The organism is Pantoea sp. X-Soil-ISGK-259 (genome assembly GCF_059730705.1).
This window is the reverse complement of record NZ_AP035986.1, coordinates 3,532,297-3,552,143: the sequence shown is the minus strand read 5'-3', so window position 1 is coordinate 3,552,143 and position 19,847 is coordinate 3,532,297. Positions and strand designations below refer to the sequence as shown.

Annotated in this window: 20 protein-coding genes; 15 read left to right on the top strand and 5 right to left on the bottom strand. The window is 55.5% G+C overall.

Translation table 11 applies throughout. From position 1 onward, the window contains the following. The first annotated feature begins 131 nt into the window (after window positions 1–131). From hflK to AC6I77_RS16820, 8 genes are all read left to right on the top strand, one after another. A complete protein-coding gene (gene hflK, locus AC6I77_RS16855; protein ID WP_008925797.1) occupies window positions 132–1,370 on the top strand; it encodes an FtsH protease activity modulator HflK in 1,239 nt (412 codons plus the stop codon). A gap of 3 nt (window positions 1,371–1,373) precedes the next feature. Then, window positions 1,374–2,378, top strand: a complete 1,005-nt coding sequence (gene hflC / locus AC6I77_RS16850; RefSeq protein ID WP_003855319.1) for a protease modulator HflC — start codon at window positions 1,374–1,376, stop codon at window positions 2,376–2,378. A gap of 56 nt (window positions 2,379–2,434) precedes the next feature. Further along, a complete protein-coding gene (locus tag AC6I77_RS16845) occupies window positions 2,435–2,635 on the top strand; it encodes a DUF2065 domain-containing protein (RefSeq protein WP_033743145.1) in 201 nt (66 codons plus the stop codon). A gap of 164 nt (window positions 2,636–2,799) precedes the next feature. Next, window positions 2,800–4,098, top strand: coding sequence for an adenylosuccinate synthase (locus AC6I77_RS16840; protein ID WP_008925795.1), 1,299 nt, complete (start codon window positions 2,800–2,802; stop codon window positions 4,096–4,098). 217 nt (window positions 4,099–4,315) lie between these two features. Continuing rightward, a complete protein-coding gene (gene nsrR / locus AC6I77_RS16835) occupies window positions 4,316–4,759 on the top strand; it encodes a nitric oxide-sensing transcriptional repressor NsrR (RefSeq protein WP_003855325.1) in 444 nt (147 codons plus the stop codon). A gap of 16 nt (window positions 4,760–4,775) precedes the next feature. Next, complete coding sequence (gene rnr / locus AC6I77_RS16830; RefSeq protein WP_039659429.1) at window positions 4,776–7,265, top strand: ribonuclease R; 2,490 nt, start codon at window positions 4,776–4,778, stop codon at window positions 7,263–7,265. Window positions 7,266–7,333: 68 nt separating this feature from the next. Next, window positions 7,334–8,068, top strand: coding sequence for a 23S rRNA (guanosine(2251)-2'-O)-methyltransferase RlmB (gene rlmB, locus AC6I77_RS16825; protein ID WP_003855328.1), 735 nt, complete (start codon window positions 7,334–7,336; stop codon window positions 8,066–8,068). A 220-nt stretch (window positions 8,069–8,288) separates the two neighbouring features. Next, window positions 8,289–9,917 (top strand): isovaleryl-CoA dehydrogenase, encoded by a 1,629-nt coding sequence (locus AC6I77_RS16820; protein WP_039659428.1) that lies wholly within the window; start codon window positions 8,289–8,291, stop codon window positions 9,915–9,917. On the opposite strand, the gene bsmA is transcribed toward AC6I77_RS16820, so the two are convergent. Continuing rightward, window positions 9,891–10,217, bottom strand: coding sequence for a biofilm peroxide resistance protein BsmA (gene bsmA, locus AC6I77_RS16815; protein ID WP_003855330.1), 327 nt, complete (start codon window positions 10,215–10,217; stop codon window positions 9,891–9,893). The genes AC6I77_RS16820 and bsmA overlap by 27 nt on opposite strands. 56 nt (window positions 10,218–10,273) lie before the next feature. Further along, window positions 10,274–12,205 carry a methyl-accepting chemotaxis protein gene (locus AC6I77_RS16810; RefSeq protein ID WP_008925792.1) on the bottom strand — a complete coding sequence of 644 codons (1,932 nt, stop codon included), beginning with the start codon at window positions 12,203–12,205 and terminating at the stop codon, window positions 10,274–10,276. Window positions 12,206–12,364: 159 nt separating this feature from the next. Here AC6I77_RS16810 and yjfP point away from each other — a divergent pair, with 159 nt between their 5' ends. Then, a complete protein-coding gene (gene yjfP / locus AC6I77_RS16805) occupies window positions 12,365–13,114 on the top strand; it encodes an esterase (RefSeq protein WP_497817161.1) in 750 nt (249 codons plus the stop codon). Between the two features lie 49 nt (window positions 13,115–13,163). On the opposite strand, the gene AC6I77_RS16800 is transcribed toward yjfP, so the two are convergent. Next, the gene (locus AC6I77_RS16800; protein ID WP_003855333.1) at window positions 13,164–13,370 is read right to left on the bottom strand and encodes a hypothetical protein; all 207 of its coding nucleotides are present in this window, start codon (window positions 13,368–13,370) and stop codon (window positions 13,164–13,166) included. Window positions 13,371–13,774: 404 nt separating this feature from the next. Here AC6I77_RS16800 and rpsF point away from each other — a divergent pair, with 404 nt between their 5' ends. From rpsF to rplI, 4 genes are read left to right on the top strand one after another with little or no spacing between them, the layout of a single operon-like run. After that, window positions 13,775–14,170, top strand: a complete 396-nt coding sequence (rpsF, locus tag AC6I77_RS16795; protein WP_003855334.1) for a 30S ribosomal protein S6 — start codon at window positions 13,775–13,777, stop codon at window positions 14,168–14,170. Between the two features lie 6 nt (window positions 14,171–14,176). Further along, window positions 14,177–14,494 (top strand): primosomal replication protein N, encoded by a 318-nt coding sequence (priB, locus tag AC6I77_RS16790; protein WP_283543879.1) that lies wholly within the window; start codon window positions 14,177–14,179, stop codon window positions 14,492–14,494. 4 nt (window positions 14,495–14,498) lie between these two features. Further along, on the top strand, window positions 14,499–14,726 hold the full coding sequence (gene rpsR, locus AC6I77_RS16785; protein ID WP_002210155.1) for a 30S ribosomal protein S18: 228 nt from the start codon (window positions 14,499–14,501) through the stop codon (window positions 14,724–14,726). Window positions 14,727–14,765: 39 nt separating this feature from the next. Continuing rightward, window positions 14,766–15,215: a 50S ribosomal protein L9 gene (gene rplI / locus AC6I77_RS16780; protein ID WP_003855506.1), complete on the top strand. Its 450-nt coding sequence runs from the start codon at window positions 14,766–14,768 to the stop codon at window positions 15,213–15,215. 82 nt (window positions 15,216–15,297) lie between these two features. On the opposite strand, the gene AC6I77_RS16775 is transcribed toward rplI, so the two are convergent. Continuing rightward, window positions 15,298–15,972, bottom strand: a complete 675-nt coding sequence (locus AC6I77_RS16775; RefSeq protein WP_152333568.1) for an OapA family protein — start codon at window positions 15,970–15,972, stop codon at window positions 15,298–15,300. A gap of 220 nt (window positions 15,973–16,192) precedes the next feature. On the opposite strand from AC6I77_RS16775, the gene bamJ reads away from it, so the two are divergent. Beyond that, a complete protein-coding gene (gene bamJ / locus AC6I77_RS16770; protein ID WP_003855508.1) occupies window positions 16,193–16,813 on the top strand; it encodes a BamJ family beta-barrel-assembly machinery protein in 621 nt (206 codons plus the stop codon). Between the two features lie 44 nt (window positions 16,814–16,857). Here the strand turns inward: bamJ and AC6I77_RS16765 are convergent, their stop codons facing one another. After that, on the bottom strand, window positions 16,858–18,801 hold the full coding sequence (locus AC6I77_RS16765; protein WP_497817160.1) for a bifunctional 2',3'-cyclic-nucleotide 2'-phosphodiesterase/3'-nucleotidase: 1,944 nt from the start codon (window positions 18,799–18,801) through the stop codon (window positions 16,858–16,860). Window positions 18,802–19,096: 295 nt separating this feature from the next. On the opposite strand from AC6I77_RS16765, the gene cysQ reads away from it, so the two are divergent. Continuing rightward, complete coding sequence (gene cysQ / locus AC6I77_RS16760; RefSeq protein ID WP_003855511.1) at window positions 19,097–19,840, top strand: 3'(2'),5'-bisphosphate nucleotidase CysQ; 744 nt, start codon at window positions 19,097–19,099, stop codon at window positions 19,838–19,840. The last annotated feature ends 7 nt before the right edge of the window (window positions 19,841–19,847 follow it).

The window sequence follows — 19,847 nt, the reverse complement described above, 5'->3', positions numbered from 1 at the left end:
CAAGGCGGCAACTGAGTGAATCCCTGGGTGCTTACTGCTGTAAGTGACCGGGGTGAGCGAAGGCAGCCAACATCGCTGCAATCCGAAAGATGAAGGGTAAAAACCGTAATTACAATAAATGGAGTAGAGACATGGCGTGGAATCAGCCCGGAAATAACGGACAGGACCGCGACCCGTGGGGAAGCAGCAATAATCAAGGCGGCAACTCTGGGGGAAATAAGGGAGGACGGGAATCCGGGCCTCCTGATCTGGATGATATCTTCCGTAAGCTGAGCAAGAAGCTTGGTGGACTGGGCGGTGGCAAACAGAGCGACAACGGTCAACGCGGCTCCGGCAGCGGTGGCAAAATTGTTGGCATCGTGGCTGTTGCTGCTGTAGTCATCTGGGCTGCAAGCGGTTTCTACACCATCAAAGAAGCGGAGCGTGGCGTAGTGACGCGTTTCGGTAAGTTCAGTCACCTGGTCGAACCCGGCCTGAACTGGAAACCTACATTCATTGATCAGGTTCGTGCGGTTAACGTTGAATCAGTACGTGAACTGGCGGCTTCAGGTGTCATGCTGACTTCGGACGAGAACGTTGTGCGTGTCGAAATGAACGTGCAGTACCGCGTGACCGATCCGGAACGTTATCTTTATGCAGTCACCAGCGCGGACGACAGCCTGCGTCAGGCAACTGACAGCGCGCTGCGCGGCGTGATTGGTCGTTCCACCATGGACCGCATTCTGACTGAAGGCCGTACCGTGGTGCGTAGCGAAACCCAGCGTGAAATCGATGAGACGATTCGCCCTTACAACATGGGCGTCGCGGTTGTGGACGTTAACTTCCAGGCTGCCCGTCCGCCGGAAGAAGTGAAGTCTGCCTTTGATGACGCGATTGCGGCACGCGAAAACCGTGAGCAGTACGTCCGTGAAGCAGAAGCTTACGCCAACGAAGTTCAGCCTCGAGCTAACGGCCGTGCGCAACGTATTCTGGAAGAGGCGCGTGCATACAAAGAGCGTACCGTTCTGGAAGCCCAGGGTGAAGTGGCGCGATTCGCCAAAATTCTGCCGGAATATAAAGCCGCGCCTGAAATCACCAAAGAGCGTCTTTATATCGAGACGATGGAACGTGTGCTGAGCCATACCCGCAAAGTCCTGGTTAACGATCGGGGTAATAACCTGATGGTGCTGCCGCTGGATCAACTGATGCGTGGCACCCAGGCTGCACCGGGCCAGAGCGGTCAGAAGGGCAGTAACAGTTCTTCGCTGCCGGCTATCTCCGATCGCGGCGCCAGCCGCAATGACACGTCGTCATACAGTCCGGACAACATCATGGATCAGCGTCGGGCCAATGCTCAGCGCAGCGACAGCCAGCGCGAAGGGAGAGAGTAATCGATGCGTAAGCCAATAGTATTTTTGATCATTGTCGTGCTGGTGGCGCTCTATGCGTCGCTGTTTGTGGTGCAGGAAGGGGAGCGAGGCATTGTTCTGCGCTTCGGCAAAGTCCTGCGCGATGGTGAAAACAAACCGCAGGTGTTTGCGCCGGGCCTGCATTTCAAGATCCCATTCCTGGAAACGGTTAAAACGCTGGATGCGCGCATTCAGACCATGGATAACCAGGCCGATCGCTTCGTCACTAAAGAGAAGAAAGATCTGATCGTCGACTCTTACATCAAGTGGCGTATTAGCGACTTCAGTCGCTACTACCTGGCTACCGGCGGCGGCGATGTCTCTCAGGCGGAAGTGCTGCTGAAACGTAAGTTCAGTGACCGCTTGCGTTCTGAAATGGGCCGTCTGGATGTGAAAGATATCGTAACGGACTCTCGTGGTCGCCTGACGACGGATGTCCGTGATGCGCTGAACACCGGTTCTGCTGGCAGCGATGATGAAATCGCAACGCCTGCGGCCGATGACGCTATTGCCAGTGCAGCGGCTCGTGTAGAGCGTGAAACCAACAGCAGCGAGCCGGCACCCAATCCGAACAGTATGGCGGCATTAGGTATTCAGGTGATGGATGTGCGCATCAAGCAGATCAACCTGCCGACTGAGGTTTCCGATGCGATCTTCAACCGTATGCGTGCCGAGCGTGAAGCGGTAGCGCGTAGCCAGCGTTCGCAGGGTCAGGAAGAGGCTGAAAAACTGCGTGCTCAGGCCGATTATCAGGTGACACGTACTCTGGCTGAAGCCCAGCGTGAAGCGCTGATTACACGTGGTGATGGTGATGCGGAAACGGCGCGGTTGTTTGCCGATGCGTTCAGCAAAGATCCTGACTTCTACGCTTTCATTCGTAGCCTGCGCGCCTATGAAAACAGCTTCAGTGAAAATCAGGATGTGATGGTGTTAAGTCCGGATAGCGACTTCTTCCGATATATGAAGGCGCCCTCTAACGCGACACGTTAAGAACTGATATAACCTGTAGGCCGACAATGTTGTCGGCCTTTTTTTTGGGTATCAGAATGAAAACGAGCATCTGGATGGCACTGGCGCTGGTATTAGTGCTGGAAGGGTTGGGACCGATGTTTATGCCACGCGCCTGGCGACGCATGATCCTGACGATGAGCCGTTTACCCGATCGCCTGCTGCACCGATTTGGTGGTGGACTGGTGGTGGCTGGCATGGTGATCTATTGCATGCTGAGTCTGCACGGCAACCTGTAAACCGGGAGAAGATCGGCTAAATTGTGCCTCTTTGCGCCGTTATCCCCAATATGTTGTAGTGAGCAAAACGCAGGCAAAAAAGCGCGCAATCGTATGCTAAAAGTGCTGAAAAGCATAGGATCAGATGGTAGAATCCTTTTTTAAGCAATCGGTGATTTTGAGAAATGGGTAAGAACGTCGTCGTACTGGGCACCCAATGGGGTGACGAAGGTAAAGGTAAGATTGTAGACCTTCTGACTGAGCGCGCGAATTACGTTGTGCGTTATCAAGGCGGCCACAATGCGGGCCACACGCTTGTCATCAACGGTGAAAAAACCGTCCTCCACCTGATCCCTTCTGGCATTCTGCGCGATAACGTGACCAGCATCATTGGTAACGGCGTAGTGCTCTCTCCTGAAGCCTTAATGAAAGAGATGAAAGGCCTGGAAGCGCGCGGAATTCCGGTACGCGAGCGTCTGCTGATTTCTGAAGCCTGTCCGCTGATCCTGCAATATCATGTTGCGATGGATATGGCGCGTGAACGTGCCCGTGGTGCCAAAGCGATTGGTACGACTGGCCGTGGCATCGGTCCTGCTTATGAAGATAAAGTTGCCCGTCGTGCACTGCGCGTCAGCGACCTGTTTAATAAAGAAACATTTGCCGCCAAACTGAAAGAAGTCGTCGATTTCTACAACTTCCAGCTGGTGGAGTATTACAAAGAGCCGGCAGTCGACTTCGATAAAGTGCTGAGCGATGTGATGGAAGTCGCTGACATCCTGACTGGCATGGTGGTTGACGTCTCTGAACTGCTGGATGTCGCGCGTAAGCGTGGCGATCTGATTATGTTTGAAGGTGCGCAGGGTACGCTGCTGGATATCGATCACGGGACTTATCCGTACGTGACCTCATCCAACACGACCGCCGGTGGTGTTGCAACCGGTTCAGGCATTGGTCCGCGTTATGTCGACTACGTTCTGGGTATTGTGAAAGCTTACTCAACCCGCGTTGGTGCAGGCCCGTTCCCGACCGAACTGTTCGACGAAACCGGCGAATTCCTCTGTGCGCAGGGTAATGAGTTTGGTGCGACCACCGGTCGTCGCCGCCGTACCGGCTGGCTGGATGCAGTAGCGGTTCGCCGCGCAGTTCAGATCAACTCTCTGTCAGGTTTCTGCATGACCAAGCTGGACGTGCTGGATGGCCTGAAAGAGGTGAAAATCTGTGTGGCTTACCGTATGCCTGATGGTCGCGAAGTGACCACCACGCCACTGGCGGCAGAGAACTGGGAAGGCATTGAGCCGGTTTACGAGACCCTGCCAGGCTGGAGCGAGACAACGTTTGGCGTGAAGACGCTGGAAGGTTTGCCTCAGGCCGCACGTGATTACATCAAGCGTGTTGAAGAGGTAACAGGTGTGCCGATTGATATCATCTCAACCGGTCCCGATCGTAGTGAAACGATGATTCTGCGCGACCCGTTTGACGCATAATCATTCAGGCCGGACACTGTCCGGCCCTTGTTTTTCCACTCTCAGATGCCACTTAATCTCCCTTCGCTTGTCAAACCTTGTGCTGGCTAAAAAAACGCACGGCTGATCAGACTCTGGTTTATCATCGTAGTTAATCGAATGGCGATCCGATTCAATCCTGACATCAATCGTAAGGCGAATAACCTAATGGCACGCCTGAAGGTTCACCGAGGTTACTGTGCAGCTCACGAGTTTTACTGATTATGGCTTACGCGCCCTGATTTATCTGGCATCGTTGCCAGAAGGTCAGCAGACCAATATTACGGAAGTGACAAACACCTATGGTTTGTCCCGCAATCATATGGTCAAAATCATCAATCAGCTGAGCCGGGCGGGCTATGTCGCCGCCACGCGTGGTAAAAACGGCGGCATTCGTTTGGGTATGCCAGCGCGCCAGATTGTCATTGGCGACGTGGTACGTAAGATGGAGCCACTACAACTGGTTGACTGCGCCTCCTGTTCCATCACGCCAGCCTGTCGTCTGAAGCAGGCATTACATGATGCAGTGCAGCGATTTTTGCAGGAGCTGGATAACTATACCCTGGCAGACCTGGTCGAAGGCAATACACCACTTTATGAGATCATCTTGTCCAGATCGCCAGTGGCAATAAATATTAAATGACATCGGAGGAACCGCTATGTCAAAAGATCCATTTCAGGATAGAGAAGCTGAAAAATACGAAAACCCTATTCCGAGCCGTGAATTTATTCTGGCTCTGCTAGAAAAACGTGAAAAACCGGCCAGCCGTGAAGAGCTGGCTGAAGAGATGAATCTGCAGGAAGAAGAGCACCTTGAGGCGCTGCGTCGCCGCCTTCGCGCTATGGAGCGTGATGGTCAGCTGGTGTTCACCCGCCGTCAGTGTTATGCCCTGCCAGAACGCCTTGATCTCCTGCGCGGTAAAGTCATTGGCCATCGTGATGGCTACGGCTTCCTGCGGGCAGAAGGCCAGAAAGATGACCTTTACCTCTCCGCAGAACAGATGAAATTCTGTATGCACGGTGACGTGATCCTGGCGCAGCCGCTGGGTGCCGATCGCAAAGGCCGCCGCGAAGCGCGTGTGGTTCGCGTGCAGGAACCCCGCAATAATCAGATCGTTGGCCGGTACTTTACCGACGCTGGCGCAGGTTTTGTGGTACCGGACGACAGTCGCCTGAGTTTTGATATTCTCATCCCGCCTGAAGAGACGATGAATGCCCGTATGGGTTCCGTGGTGGTGGTTGAGCTGGTCCAGCGTCCGAACCGTCGCAGCAAGGCGATCGGTAAAATTGCAGAGATTCTGGGCGATGATATGGGCACCAGCCTGGCCGTAGATATGGCGCTGCGTACCCATGAAATTCCGCACACCTGGCCGCCAGAAGTGGAAGCGCAGATCAGTAAGCTGAAAGAAGAGGTGCCGGAAGAGGCCAAAAAAGGCCGCGTCGATCTGCGTAAACTGCCGCTGGTCACCATCGATGGTGAAGATGCCCGTGACTTTGATGATGCTGTCTACTGTGAGAAGAAGCGCGGTGGCGGATGGCGTCTGTGGGTGGCGATTGCCGACGTGAGTTACTACGTCCGTCCTGGCACGCCACTGGATGACGAAGCGCATCAGCGCGGCACCTCAGTTTACTTCCCGTCGCAGGTTGTTCCGATGCTGCCCGAAGTACTGTCGAATGGCTTATGTTCGCTTAACCCGCAGGTCGATCGTCTCTGTATGGTGTGCGAGATGACCATTTCGACCAAGGGCAAGCTGACAGGCTTTAAGCACTACGAAGCGGTAATGAATTCCCATGCGCGTCTGACCTATAACAAAGTCTGGAATATCCTGCAGGGCGACAAAGAGCTGCGTCAGCAGTATGCACCGCTGGTCAAAGACCTTGAAGAGCTGAATAACCTCTATCATGCGCTGGAAGCTGCCCGTGAAGAGCGTGGCGGAATCTCGTTTGAAACGGAAGAGGCGAAGTTCATCTTCAACGCCGAGCGCCGTATTGAACGTGTTGAGCGTGCATCACGTAATGACGCCCACAAACTGATTGAAGAGTGCATGATTCTGGCGAACATCGCCTCGGCACGCTTCGTTGAGAAAAATCAGGAACCGGCACTGTTCCGCGATCACGATCGCCCGACCGACGAGAGCATCAAGAGCTTCCGTACCGTGCTTAATGAGCTGGGACTGACGCTGCCTGGCGGCAATAAACCGCAGCCGGTTGATTATGCAGCGCTGCTGAAGCAGGTTGCCGATCGTCCTGATGCGGAAATGCTGCAAACCATGCTGCTGCGTTCGATGAAGCAGGCCGTTTACGATCCGGAAAACCGCGGTCACTTTGGTCTGGCACTCTCGTCCTATGCGCACTTTACTTCGCCGATTCGCCGCTACCCGGATCTGACGCTGCACCGCGCTATCAAGTATCTGCTGGCGAAAGAGCAGGGTGAAGGCAAGGGACTGGTTCAACGTGCCATCAAGTACCTGATGCCTAAAGATAAAAATGCCAAAGATCTCACTACGGCAACCGGCGGCTATCACTACGAGATGCCGGAGATGCTGCAGCTGGGTCTGCATTGCTCCCTGACCGAGCGCCGTGCGGATGAAGCGACCCGCGACGTCGCGGACTGGCTCAAGTGTGACTTTATGCAGGATCAGGTTGGCAATGTCTTCAACGGCGTCATCTCCAGCGTCACCGGATTTGGCTTCTTTGTCCGCTTAAGCGATTTGTTCATCGACGGTCTGGTGCACGTTTCAACGCTCGACAACGATTACTACCGTTTTGATCCGGTTGGTCAGCGTCTGATTGGTGAATCGGGCGGTCGCACCTATCGTCTGGGTGACACGGTTGAAGTGCGTGTTGAAGCGGTCCACATGGACGAGCGTAAAATCGACTTTGCTCTGATCTCCAGCCAGCGTCAGGTCCGTGGTGAAGGTAAAACCGCGCGTGACCGGGCAAAACGTGACGATAACGCCCCAACGAAACGCCGTCGCAATGCGAGCAGGAAGTCTAACTTCGAGCCGGATTCTGCGTTCCGGGGTGATAAAGGCAAGCCCGCCGCTGCGGATTCCGCGAATAAAAGTAAAAATGTCTCGGAAAAAACCCGTAAAATCGCCGCCGCCACCCGGGCGAAGCGCGCCAGAAAAAAGGCGCAGCCTGACTGATGCGCGCACCCGCCCTTTCTCCTGAGAAAGGGCGGTCATTTATTCATTTCCAAACACTGAGCAGATCGATGAGCGAAATTATTTTTGGTATCCATGCCGTGCAGGCGTTGCTGGAACGTGACCCACAACGTTTCCAGGAAGTCTTTATCCTCAAAGGCCGCGACGATCGTCGCCTGCAACCCGTGGTCGCCGCGCTGGAAGCTCAGGGGATTGTTATTCAGCTGGCCGAGCGCAAGTGGCTCGACAGCCAGGTTGAAGGCGGTGTGCATCAGGGTATCGTAGCCCGGGTGAAACCGGGCCGTCAGTATCAGGAAGGCGATCTGCCGGATCTGCTGCAGAGCCTGGACAAACCGTTCCTGCTGGTGCTGGACGGTGTCACCGATCCCCATAACCTGGGTGCCTGCCTGCGCAGCGCTGATGCTGCCGGTGTTCACGCGATCATCGTGCCGAAAGATCGTTCCGCTCCCCTGAACGCCACCGCCAAAAAAGTGGCCAGTGGCGCGGCAGAGAATGTGCCGTTGATCCGCGTGACCAACCTGGCGCGTACTCTGCGTCTGCTGCAGGAATATAACATCTGGGTCGTTGGCACCGCAGGTGAAGCGGACCATACCGTCTTCCAGAGCAAAATGACCGGCCCGATGGCGCTGGTGATGGGCGCAGAAGGGGAAGGCATGCGTCGTCTGACCCGTGAGCATTGCGATGAGCTGATCAGCATTCCGATGGCGGGCAGCGTTTCTTCGTTGAATGTCTCGGTCGCCACCGGCGTCTGCCTGTTTGAAGCGGTGCGTCAGCGCAACGCCTGATCCCCGATGTGATCCTCGCCACAAATTAGTTTCTGTACCAGGCATAACTGCACGTCATTCGTATATACCCAAAGAATTTCGGGTTGCATTGAGGCGGCAAGAGAACGAATCCCGATGAGCTTACATGAGTAAGTGATTCGGGTGAGCGAACGCAGCCAACAAACATGCAGCCTGAAAGACGACGGGTATACTTACTGAGTGACATCCGCGAGGAGCCGTTATGACCTGGACAACACACACTGTTTTTAATCAGCCTCATCCTCTGAGCAACAGCAATCTGTTTCTGTCTGATACGCCGCTTGGCGAGGCACTGTCACGCGAAGGTGCCGGATGGGATCGGGAATGGCTGGCATCGGTAGGTCGTCAGCTGGGCAGCGCCGAGTCTCTGGAGCTGGGCCGACTCGCCAATGCTGAGCCGCCTGAACTGCTGCGCTACGACGCCCGTGGTGAACGCATGGATGAAGTTCGTTTCCATCCCGCCTGGCATCTGCTGATGCAGGGTGTCTGCGCCAGTCGCCTGCACAACCTGAGCTGGCAGCCCACGGTTCGTGAACAGGCCAGCGTGGCGCGCGCTGCGCGCTTTATTCTGCATGCGCAGGTTGAGGCGGGCACGCTCTGCCCGGTGACCATGACACACGCGGCCATTCCCCTGCTACAGACTTATCTGCCGGCCGCCTTTGAAGGCTGGCTCGATCCGCTGCTCAGCGATCGCTACGACACCCATGCACAGCCCGGCGACCAGAAGCGGGGTCTGCTAATCGGAATGGGTATGACGGAAAAGCAGGGCGGCAGCGATCTGCTCACCAGCACCACCCACGCTGAACCGCTGGGTGCGCGTGGCGCGGGTGAAGCCTACCGCCTGACGGGCCATAAATGGTTTTTCTCCGTGCCACAGAGTGATGCGCATCTGGTGCTGGCTCAGACGCCTGCCGGATTAAGCTGTTTCTTCCTGCCGCGGCTGTTACCCGATGGGTCACGCAATGCCATCCAGCTGGAGCGGCTAAAAGATAAGCTGGGCAATCGTTCCAATGCCAGCTGTGAAGTGGAGTTTCGCGACGCGACTGGCTGGCTGCTGGGTGAGGAGGGCGAAGGCGTGCGGCTGATCCTGAAGATGGGCGGCATGACGCGTTTCGACTGCGCCCTTGGCAGTCACGGTCAGATGCGCCGCGCTTTCTCGGTAGCCGTCTCGCATGCCCATCAGCGTCAGGTAATGGGGAAAAATCTGGTGGAGCAGCCGCTGATGCGTCAGGTTCTGGCTCAGCAGGCATTGCAGCTGGAGGGACAAACTGCGCTGCTGATGCGGCTGGCGCGCGCCTGGTCACAACCGGCAAAACCGCATGAAGTCACTTTTGCCCGCCTGTTTACGCCCGCGGCAAAATATGAGATCTGCAAAGCGGGTGCGCCGTTCGTTGCGGAGTCGATGGAGGTGCTGGGAGGGATCGGCTATTGCGAGGCCAGTGAGCTCCCGCGCCTCTATCGTGACATGCCCGTCAATAGCATCTGGGAAGGATCGGGCAACGTGATGTGCCTTGATGTGCTGCGCGTGCTTGCCCGTCAGGCAGAGGTTACCGCGATGCTAAGTCAGGAATTTGAAGCAGTGAAAGGGAGTAACCGCCATTTTGATACGCGCTGGCGTCAGCTGCGTCTGAGGCTTAACCACGTTCCTGAAGAGCAGGCGCGTGAGGTTACCCGCACGCTGCTGCTGCTGGCAATGGGTGCACAGCTACTGAAATATGCCGAACCTCCGCTGGCGGATGCATGGTGCCAGCAGTGGCTCGACCAGCGTGGCTCGCGCCCGCTTGAGGCCGCGATTACCGATCGTTTACTGGACCGTGCCTGCGGCAGGTGATGCGCCGTACAGAATCGCACTGGCGTACCAGAAGCCCGGCATGACCGTTTCGCTCACCATCACGATCTGATAGTAAGCGGCTCCGGCCTGATTGGCCTGGGCGGCAACGGCACGCTGGGCATCATCCGGTGAGCCGTGTACGTTAACGGTAATATTGCCCAGCTTCGGCAAACCGCCACTCTGCGCCCGTGAAATCTCCTGTGCCTGTTGAGTCGGCGCAGGCGGGGCTTTTGGCGTGGTGTCAAACGCCGAACAGCCTGCCAGCAGCAGGCTGAACACCAGTAAATAAGCAGAACGCATAGCAAAACCCTTTTTCAGGACGAGACAATGAGTGTACGTCATCGCCCTGAAAGACGTCAGGATTTCAGGCTGAATACGCTGACCAGCTGGGTCAGGTGGTGCCCTTTATCACTCAGGTTCTGCGCGCTGTTTTCCGCCTGTGCCACCAGTTCGCTGTTCTGGTGCGTCGCCTGACTGATCTGGTTCATCGCAATATTAACCTGACCGATACCTGCCGCCTGCTCCTGCGCCGCCACGTTGATCTCGCCCATCAGTGCCTGCACCTGCTCGATGTGCGTCACAATGTTGGTCATTGCATCGCGCGTCTGCTCAGAGAGCTGATGGCCCTCTGCCACGTTGCTGATAGAGGTCGCAATCAGTCCGTCGATCTCTTTAGCGGCTTGCGCGGAACGCTGAGCCAGCGCACGCACCTCGGCGGCTACCACGGCAAAACCCCGGCCCTGTTCGCCAGCACGCGCCGCTTCAACCGCAGCATTCAGCGCCAGGATATTGGTCTGGAAGGCGATCGACTCAATCACATGCGTGATATCCGCAATGCTTTGCGATGAAACCTTAATGGCTGACATGGTATTGACAGAGCGCACCACGGTTTTGCTGCCGTGACTGACGATATTGCTGGCTTCGGCCACCAGTGACATCGCCTGACGCAGGCTTTCGGCGGTGTGTTCAACCGTGGCACCAAACTGCTCCATGCTGGCAGAGGTCTGCTCGACGCTGCTGGCCTGACGCCCGATCTGCTCGCTGATGTTATGGCTGCTGGCCGCGATGGTGTCCGTGCCGTCGCTGATCTCCTGCGCCGCACCGCGCACCTGGCCGACAATTTTCTCCAGGCCATCGCCAATGCCGTTAATTGCAATGATCAGCTGGCCAACTTCGTCGCGACGAAGCGTATCCATATGGACCTGCAGGTTGCCGGCGGCATACTGCTCCGCCAGATGAATCACCTGCTGCAGCGGACGGGTAATCGCCCGACGGCTGTACCAGACAAAGCCCAGCGCAAAGACGATTACCAGAACCAGTCCGGTAATCAGGAACAGGTTACGGCTATGCGTAATGGGCGCAAGCAGGCTGTCGCGGTTAACTTCGCCGGTAATCACCCAGTTCCAGTCCGGCAATTGCTCCCAGGCCAGAATCTGCATCTCACCATTGATCTCCACCTGCTGCATACCTTTCGGCTCCGTCAGCAGCGGTTTCAGCGTTGCATCATCCCAGTCGGGGCGTTTTCCTTCGTCGTGCTGATCGAACAGATACGCTCCCTGCGTTTTACCGGGCGTGCCGTTGAGCACGAAGAAATGACCGCTATCACCCAGCTTACGCGCCAGGATTTTTTCTCGCATCAGCGCATACTGTTTATCAATACCCACACCGACGAACAGAATGGCAACGACTTTACCGCTCTCATCTTTTATCGGCTGATACTGTGTGATATAGCGATGGCCGAACAGCGTCGCCAGCCCGCGGTAGACTTCGCCCTGGTGAACACGTTTCCAGGCCGCCCCGGTGCGGTCAAGCTGCGTACCGATTGCGCGACTGCCATCCTCTTTTTTCAGCGAGGTTGAAACACGGACAAAGTCATCGCCATCGCGCACGAAAATGGTCGCCACGGCGGCGGTGCGCTCGGTGAAATCGTCTACGGCAGTTTGATCGAGATTCAGTGTTTTCAACCCGGCACGCAGCACTGGCGTCGAAAAGGCACCGACCTGCACCCGCGAGCTTTCATCCAGGCTAAAGCGCTTAGGCAGGAAGCTGGTAAACAGATCGGTATAGTGAGCCACCTCTTCGGTGAGGGTGGCATTAAACATAGTGGCCATTTCACTGATGCCCTGCACCTGGTTGTGCATGTCATCGATGGCGAGATTTTCCAGCTGGCGCGAGGCGTTGTGGCTTTGAGTCAGTGTCAGCACCAGCAACAGCAGTGCAACGCTGAGAGACGTCAGTACAGACAGCTTAACTCCGAGACTCAGGCCGCTGAGAGAGAGACGCTTCATAAATTACCTTTGATCATGTTAGGGGCATACACGATCAACGGCAGAGTGCGGGAAAAGTTTAGGGAGAAGTTAGACAGCTAAGCGGAGCGGGTGATTTCGCAAATCAACCCGCAGAACACAGACTTGATCGGCATGCCTTGCCGCCTCTCAGGAGAGACCATGATTGAACTCACTACAGAAACACTGGCCGGTATCGAATGCCTGCACGCCACGCCTGCCGGACAACGGCATCAGCCACTGCCAACCGTGCTGTTGTATCACGGCTTTACCTCATCAAAAGAGGTCTACGCCTATTTCGCCGTGGCGCTGGCACAGGCGGGGTTTCGGGCGGTGATGCCGGATGCGGAGCTGCACGGCGCGCGTTATCACGGTGATGCCAATGCACGCCTGGGCCGCTTCTGGGAGATTCTGAAACAGAACATTGATGAGCTGCCATGGCTGGAGGCTGCGCTGCGTAGAGACAATCTGATCGCTGACAGGCGTTTCGCAGTGGCGGGTGCGTCGATGGGTGGCATGACAGCACTGGGCGCGATGGCGCGTTATCCGCAGATCCAGAGCGTCGCCTGTATGATGGGATCGGGCTATTTTATGCAACTGAGCGAATCGCTGTTTCCACCACTGGTGGCTGATACGCCGGAGCAGAAAGCGCAGTTTGCGGCCCGCATGGCTCCCCTGACGGACTATGATCCCTGCAACCATCTGGAGGCACTGGCTAACCGTCCGCTACTGCTGTGGCATGGCGAAGCGGATGAGGTTGTGCCCTGGGCGGAGAGTGTCCGGCTGGAGAGGGCGCTGCGTGACAATGGACTGGCGCAGCATCTGACCTCACTGTCGGAAAAACAGATCGGGCATAAGATCACGCCCTCTGCATTAACGGCGCTGGTCAGCTTTTTTAGACAGCAGTTATAAATAATGAACGGGCGGAGAAGGACTCTGCCGCCCGTAAAGTTACCAGCACTTACCAGAACGCAGACGCTTTTTCTGCTGCGCTGGCAGGCGCATTAACCGGGTTTCTTTCCGGCGTATCCAGCCGGTTAACGTAAACATAACCCGATGCCGCTTCGCTGCTGTGACTTCTCATCTGCTGCGCACAGTCAGCATGGCTGGCAAGAGCGGGTGGAGACAGGAAGAGACCCAGTAAAGTGGCGATGACGAACGTTTTCATGCCCGACTCCTCACTTCAGGGAACACACTCTGCGTGACGCCACTAAGCGAACCGTGACGTCTCTAATCAGTTTAGCGACTGAGTAAATTATCGCCAGATCATCCACCTGAACCTCTTTGTCAGCATTTTTGAACCTTCGCCGCCCAACCTGCTGTATTTACGTCATTAGCACAAAAAGCCCCGATATCTGGCACGACGCCTGCGATTTGTTTAAATGTGCGCTTGAGTTCAGGCACCTTCGCCGGTATGATTACGCGTCAATTTTTCAGCCGCATTCTCAGGCTGTGTCCCACAAACGCTCGTCACTGCGAACCTTTGTGGGACACAGCCTATAACGTTCCTTGCTTCCATGGGCCGCGGTTGACCCCGACAGGAGGCTGAATAATCCGTAAGGAGCAATTTCGATGCGTCATTACGAAATCGTATTTATGGTTCATCCTGACCAGAGCGAACAGGTTCCTGGCATGATCGAGCGTTACACTGGTGCTATCACTGGTGCTGAAGGCACGATTCACCGTCTGGAAGACTGGGGCCGCCGTCAGCTGGCTTACCCGATCAATAAACTGCACAAAGCGCATTACGTTCTGATGAACGTTGAAGCGCCGCAGGAAGCGATCGATGAGCTGGAAACGAACTTCCGCTTCAACGACGCCGTTATCCGTAGCATGGTTATGCGCGTTAAAAACGCGGTAACTGAAGCATCACCGATGGTTAAAGCGAAAGATGAGCGTCGTGATCGTCGCGAAGATTTTGCTAACGAATCCGCTGATGAGTCAGATGCTGGGGATTCTGAAGAGTAATCCATCGTGACGGTCAATCGACTTCGCCTGTCTGGCACTGTGTGCAAGACACCGGTTCGAAGAGTTAGCCCGTCAGGAATTCCTCACTGTCAGTTTGTGCTTGAGCACCGCTCAGTGCAGGAGGAGGCCGGGTTTCACCGGCAAGCCTGGTGTCGTATGCCTGTTATTATTAGCGGCAGCGCCCATCAGGTGATTACTCAACATATAACGGTCGGCACGCAACTCATACTCGACGGTTTCATTAGTTGCCATCAGGCACGAAATGGCCAGAGCAAAGTGGTGTTCCATGCCGAGCAGATTGAATTGATAGATTCTGGAGACTAGCCTAATGGCACGTTATTTCCGTCGTCGCAAGTTCTGCCGTTTCACCGCGGAAGGCGTTGTTGAGATCGATTACAAAGACATCGCAACGTTGAAAAACTACATTACCGAAAGCGGTAAAATTGTCCCGAGCCGTATCACCGGTACTCGTGCAAAATACCAGCGTCAGTTGGCTCGCTGCATCAAGCGTGCGCGTTACCTGTCTCTGCTGCCGTACACTGATCGTCATCAGTAATCGGCAACTGTCCATTAACGACTTTAAGAGGATAAGGTAATGCAAGTTATTCTGCTTGATAAAGTAGCAAACCTTGGCACCCTGGGTGATCAGGTTAACGTTAAAGCGGGCTATGCTCGTAACTTCCTGGTACCACAGGGCAAAGCTGTTCCTGCTACCAAGAAAAACGTTGAGTTCTTCGAAGCACGCCGTGCTGAACTGGAAGCCAAACTGGCTGACGTTCAGTCTGCAGCAACTGCACGCGCTGAGAAAATCAATGCACTGGGCACTGTAACCATCACGTCTAAAGCGGGCGATGAAGGTAAACTGTTCGGTTCAATCGGTACCCGCGACATCGCTGATGCAGTTACTGCAGCTGGCGTTGAAGTCGCTAAGAGCGAAGTTCGTCTGCCGAACGGCGTTCTGCGCACTACCGGTGAGCATGAAGTAAGCTTCCAGGTTCACAGCGAAGTCTTCGCTAAACTGAACGTGAAAGTTGTTGCTGGTTAATTTTATTAACTGAGCACGACATCAACGCCGGCCTTGTGCCGGCGTTTTTGTTTTTATGCCTTTCAATAAACTGCTGTTGGCCTTACTGCGCGCGAATAAAGCTGCCATCTGGCTGACGCGTAAACAGCACCGGGCCATTTGCGCCATCAACGGTCAGACCGGTTACCACACCCTGCGCATCCTGACGGATTTTCACCTGCTGACCACTTTTCAGTGAGCTGAGCGGCTGGTCACTGCCTTCCACCCGCGCCATCGCAAACACATCATTGACCGGCAGACTGTTGTCACGAAACAGCTGCGCCAGCGTCTGACCCGACGCAATGGTCATATTGCGCCATTCGCCCTGAGAATCAGCTTTTGGCGTCTGCTGAGACGCTGAGGATGAAGGCTGACGGGCACGGTTGTTATCATAAATATCCGCCTGCATCGGCACCTCTTTCTCCGCAGAAGGCGAAGACTGCTCGACCGGATAACGCAGGGTACTGGTGGGCCAGAGAAACGCCACCAGCATCACCAGCAGTGCCGCCACAATGCCACGACGGTGCGGCGCAGGCAGCGGATCCATCCAGCGAATATGGTCGGTAAAATGCCAGATACGCTGAAGCCATGTCGGCAGGCGGGATGACGTGTCTGAAGCCATTCGGGTTTCCTCCTCTCCGGCAGTTTGCTGTAGCCTGCGTGCGGCCAGCCAGGTCTGCAGCCGGGATACCATTTGTTTTGCACGCATCCTGCGGCGGCGTGGGGCAATCTGGCCCATGTTTGCTCTCTTATTCAGGTGCTACAGATGAGGTGATCCCCATCGATAGTTATAGTATGGGCAATACCGGCGCGAAGTGCCTGCCAGCATTGATAAATTTGACGTGGCTATTGTTTCTCTTTCATCAGCAAAAGTCATCTGCGACGCAGGGCATTTTACGTCAGCGGCCTGCGCTGCTATGCTGCCGGTTCGAATTTATCCGAGAGTGAAAGGAACGAAGATGACTACCCCTTCTTTCGACAGCGTCGAAGCACAAGCAAGTTACGGTATTGGTTTACAGGTTGGCCAGCAGTTGCTGGAATCTGGTCTGCAGGGTCTGCAACCAGAAGCACTGCTCGCGGGTCTGCGCGACGCGCTGGAAGGGAACTCGCCGGCCGTACCGGTTGATGTGGTTCATCGCGCACTGCGTGAAGTGCACGAACGCGCGGAAGGCGTGCGTCGTGAGCGTACCGAAGCTATGGCCGCAGAAGGTCAGGCATTCCTGCAGGAACATGCGCAGCGTGAAGGCGTGAGCAGCACCGAATCAGGTCTGCAGTTCAGCGTGATTACTCAGGGTGAAGGTCCAATCCCATCACGTCAGGATCGCGTACGCGTTCACTACACCGGCAAACTGATCGACGGCACCGTCTTCGACAGCTCAGTTGCCCGTGGCGAACCGGCAGAATTCCCGGTAAGCGGCGTTATCCCTGGCTGGATTGAAGCGCTGACGCTGATGCCGGTTGGCTCAAAATGGGAACTGGTGATCCCACAGAACCTGGCGTATGGCGAGCGCGGTGCGGGTGCCTCTATCCCACCATTCAGCACGCTGCTCTTCGAAGTTGAGCTGCTGGAAATCCTGTAAGATAAGACGCTGCAACCACCCCGGTTGCAGCGTTTTCTCCCGCCTTATTTCTGCTGTAAATTTACCTGCCACAGTGCAAAGCCAATCGCATCTGTTCCTTTGGGCTGAAGCGGATATTGCGCATGCTGCTTAATAAATCCGGTCGCTTTATCGCCCGGTGCCGTTTCAAACTGAATATCGAGCGGAGTGGATGAGGTAATCGGTGCCAGACGCCAGTTATTGTCCGCCTTCGGCTGAACTGCGCCATGCGCTTTGGTTTCCGCGCTGATGTAGGCTGCTACCACCGAACGGTTCTCATCTGGCGAGGCAAAGGCGATGTACTTATCTCCGGTGCCGGCAAACTTGCCGCCATATGCGCGATAGTTATTGGTCGCCACCAGGAAGAGAGCCTGCGGATCGATGGGTTTACCCTGCCAGGTAAGCTGACGGATGCGTGAGGCGGCAGGATGGATCAACTGACACTCTGCGTCATAACGCGCGGGCTGGGTCACATCAATCTGATAATTGACTCCATCAATCACATCGAAGTTATAGGTGCGGAAATCCCAGTTAATCAGCGACTGCGTTTTGCTGCTGTGCGGATCGATCTGGTTAAACTGGCCTGCTGAGCATTCCAGCCACTCTTTCACCTGCGCACCCGTGACTTTCATCACGACCAGAGTATTGGGATAGAGATAGAGATCGGCCGCATTACGGAAGGTCAGGGCACCTTTCTCCACTTCGACATAGCTGGCAGGATCGTTTTTACGTCCGCCCGCTTTAAACGGCGCGGCAGCAGAGAGCACCGGCAAACGGCCCAGATCCGGATCGCCCTGAATGAAATGCTCCACATAAGCGCGCTGCGCATTATTGACGATCTGCACCGTTGGATCGTCCTGAACCAGCGACAGATAGCTGTACATTACGTCAGCCGACTTGCCGATGGGCTTCGCCACAAACTCCCGCGTGGCGCGGTGATCGTCAGCCAGCACCTTCACCAGCGCCGGATCTTCCGCCGCCAGCGATTTCTTCGCGGCAGTATCGTAGATCGGTCGCGCCTCTGCTTTGCCGCTGCTCACCTGCCAGCGTCCGCCCTCATTGTTCAGCACCAGATCGACCACGCCAAGATGATCGCCCCACATGCCTGGCATCACCGCCGGAACCCCGTTCAGCGTGCCGTTAGCAATGTCTGCGCCTTTGATGCCAGCAAACTCCTTGCTGGGGAAGACGGCATGCGCATGACCAAACAGGATGGCGTTAATACCTTCCACCTGGCTGAGGTAGTAAACCGAGTTTTCTGCCATTGCGTGATACGGCTCGCTGCTCAGGCCGGAGTGAGGGATAGCAATAATCAGATCGGCACCCTGCGCGCGCATCTCAGGCACATAGCGGCGAGCTGTTTCGGTGATGTCATCCACCCGTACCTTGCCCTGCAGATTGGCTTTATCCCACACCATGATCTGCGGCGGCACAAAGCCGATATAGCCAATCTTCAGGGTCTGCGATTTGCCCTCGCGATCAACCACCGTCGTGGATTTGATGAGGTAAGGGGTAAACAGCGGTTTGCCGCTCTTCACATCAATCACGTTGGCGTTCACATAAGGGAAGCGCGCACCCGCCAGCGCTTTTTTCAGGTAGGGCAGACCATAATTGAATTCATGGTTACCGAGGTTGCCGACAGCGTAATCCAGCGTATTAAGCGCCTTGTAGACCGGATGGATTTCGCCCTCACGCAGCCCTTTAGCCGCCATGTAGTCGCCCAGTGGGCTGCCCTGAATGATGTCGCCGTTATCAACCAGCAGGCTGTTCTTCACCTCCTGCCGGGCGGCGTGAATCAGCGTGGCGGTGCGCACCAGACCAAATTTCTCGGTTGGCGTATCTTTGTAGTAGTCGAAATCCATCATATTGCTGTGCAGATCGGTGGTTTCCAGTACGCGTAAATCGACCGTCGCGGCCTGGGCGGCGACGGAAACGCTCAGGGCCAGTAACATCATTCCGGGCTTAAACATGCTTGCTCCTGCTGCAAATTAAATTCAGGCTCTCAAAATAATGTAAAAGCATGACAGATAGTCATTTTAAATCGTGATGGGTATAACGTTTTGACGCATCGACCTGCGACTCATTCTTATACGATAAAGGGTCACTGGCGTCAGCATGGCGATAAGCACGTAACTATGATATTGATATATCTATAAATTGAATCGCCGCCGGACCAGTAAACAGGCTGGTCAGGCGGAACTGCTAAAATGTCACTATCTGAAGATGGGCTGATCCTGCAGCAGACAGACAAAAACGAGGTGAAAAATGTTAGAGCAAATCTGCCAACTGGCACGCGAAGCTGGCGACGCGATTATGCAGGTCTATAACGGTGCCGCGCCGCTTGACGTTTCTCACAAATCGGACGATTCGCCGGTGACCGCTGCGGATATCGCGGCGCATGAAGTCATCATGGAGGGACTGAAACAGCTATCGCCTGACATACCGGTACTTTCAGAAGAAGATCCGCCAGCCTGGGATGTCCGTCAGCATTGGCAACGCTACTGGCTGGTTGATCCGCTGGATGGCACCAAAGAGTTCATCAAGCGTAACGGTGAATTTACCGTCAATATTGCGCTGATTGAAGCGGGCAAGCCGGTGATGGGCGTCGTCTATGCGCCAGTGCTGGGCGTAATGTATTCCGCGGCAGAGGGTAAAGCGTGGAAAGAAGAGGGCGGTCATCGCGAACAGATTCATGTCCGTGACGCACGTCCTCCGCTGGTCGTGGTCAGCCGCTCACATGGTGACGACGACGAGATGAAAGAGTACCTGAAGCAGTTGGGTGAGCATCAGACCGTTGCGACCGGCTCCTCACTGAAATTCTGTCTGGTGGCAGAAGGTAAAGCTCAGCTCTATCCCCGTTTCGGGCCAACCAATATCTGGGATACCGGCGCGGGTCATGCCGTGGCGATGGCCGCGGGTGCGCATGTACATGACTGGCAGGGCAAAACCCTGGACTATGCGCCGCGCGAATCCTTCCTGAATCCCGGCTTCCGCGTTTCGCTCTTTTAAGACGGTA

Excerpts from the sequence above, each read along its gene's own strand:
- hflK (WP_008925797.1), top strand. The coding sequence starts at position 132 with ATGGCGTGGAATCAGCCCGGAAATAACGGACAGGACCGCGACCCGTGG.
- hflC (WP_003855319.1), top strand. The coding sequence starts at position 1,374 with ATGCGTAAGCCAATAGTATTTTTGATCATTGTCGTGCTGGTGGCGCTC.
- AC6I77_RS16845 (WP_033743145.1), top strand. The coding sequence starts at position 2,435 with ATGAAAACGAGCATCTGGATGGCACTGGCGCTGGTATTAGTGCTGGAA.
- AC6I77_RS16840 (WP_008925795.1), top strand. The coding sequence starts at position 2,800 with ATGGGTAAGAACGTCGTCGTACTGGGCACCCAATGGGGTGACGAAGGT.
- rnr (WP_039659429.1), top strand. The coding sequence starts at position 4,776 with ATGTCAAAAGATCCATTTCAGGATAGAGAAGCTGAAAAATACGAAAAC.
- rlmB (WP_003855328.1), top strand. The coding sequence starts at position 7,334 with ATGAGCGAAATTATTTTTGGTATCCATGCCGTGCAGGCGTTGCTGGAA.
- AC6I77_RS16820 (WP_039659428.1), top strand. The coding sequence starts at position 8,289 with ATGACCTGGACAACACACACTGTTTTTAATCAGCCTCATCCTCTGAGC.
- bsmA (WP_003855330.1), bottom strand. The coding sequence starts at position 10,217 with ATGCGTTCTGCTTATTTACTGGTGTTCAGCCTGCTGCTGGCAGGCTGT.
- AC6I77_RS16810 (WP_008925792.1), bottom strand. The coding sequence starts at position 12,205 with ATGAAGCGTCTCTCTCTCAGCGGCCTGAGTCTCGGAGTTAAGCTGTCT.
- yjfP (WP_497817161.1), top strand. The coding sequence starts at position 12,365 with ATGATTGAACTCACTACAGAAACACTGGCCGGTATCGAATGCCTGCAC.
- AC6I77_RS16800 (WP_003855333.1), bottom strand. The coding sequence starts at position 13,370 with ATGAAAACGTTCGTCATCGCCACTTTACTGGGTCTCTTCCTGTCTCCA.
- rpsF (WP_003855334.1), top strand. The coding sequence starts at position 13,775 with ATGCGTCATTACGAAATCGTATTTATGGTTCATCCTGACCAGAGCGAA.
- rpsR (WP_002210155.1), top strand. The coding sequence starts at position 14,499 with ATGGCACGTTATTTCCGTCGTCGCAAGTTCTGCCGTTTCACCGCGGAA.
- rplI (WP_003855506.1), top strand. The coding sequence starts at position 14,766 with ATGCAAGTTATTCTGCTTGATAAAGTAGCAAACCTTGGCACCCTGGGT.
- AC6I77_RS16775 (WP_152333568.1), bottom strand. The coding sequence starts at position 15,972 with ATGGGCCAGATTGCCCCACGCCGCCGCAGGATGCGTGCAAAACAAATG.
- bamJ (WP_003855508.1), top strand. The coding sequence starts at position 16,193 with ATGACTACCCCTTCTTTCGACAGCGTCGAAGCACAAGCAAGTTACGGT.
- AC6I77_RS16765 (WP_497817160.1), bottom strand. The coding sequence starts at position 18,801 with ATGTTTAAGCCCGGAATGATGTTACTGGCCCTGAGCGTTTCCGTCGCC.
- cysQ (WP_003855511.1), top strand. The coding sequence starts at position 19,097 with ATGTTAGAGCAAATCTGCCAACTGGCACGCGAAGCTGGCGACGCGATT.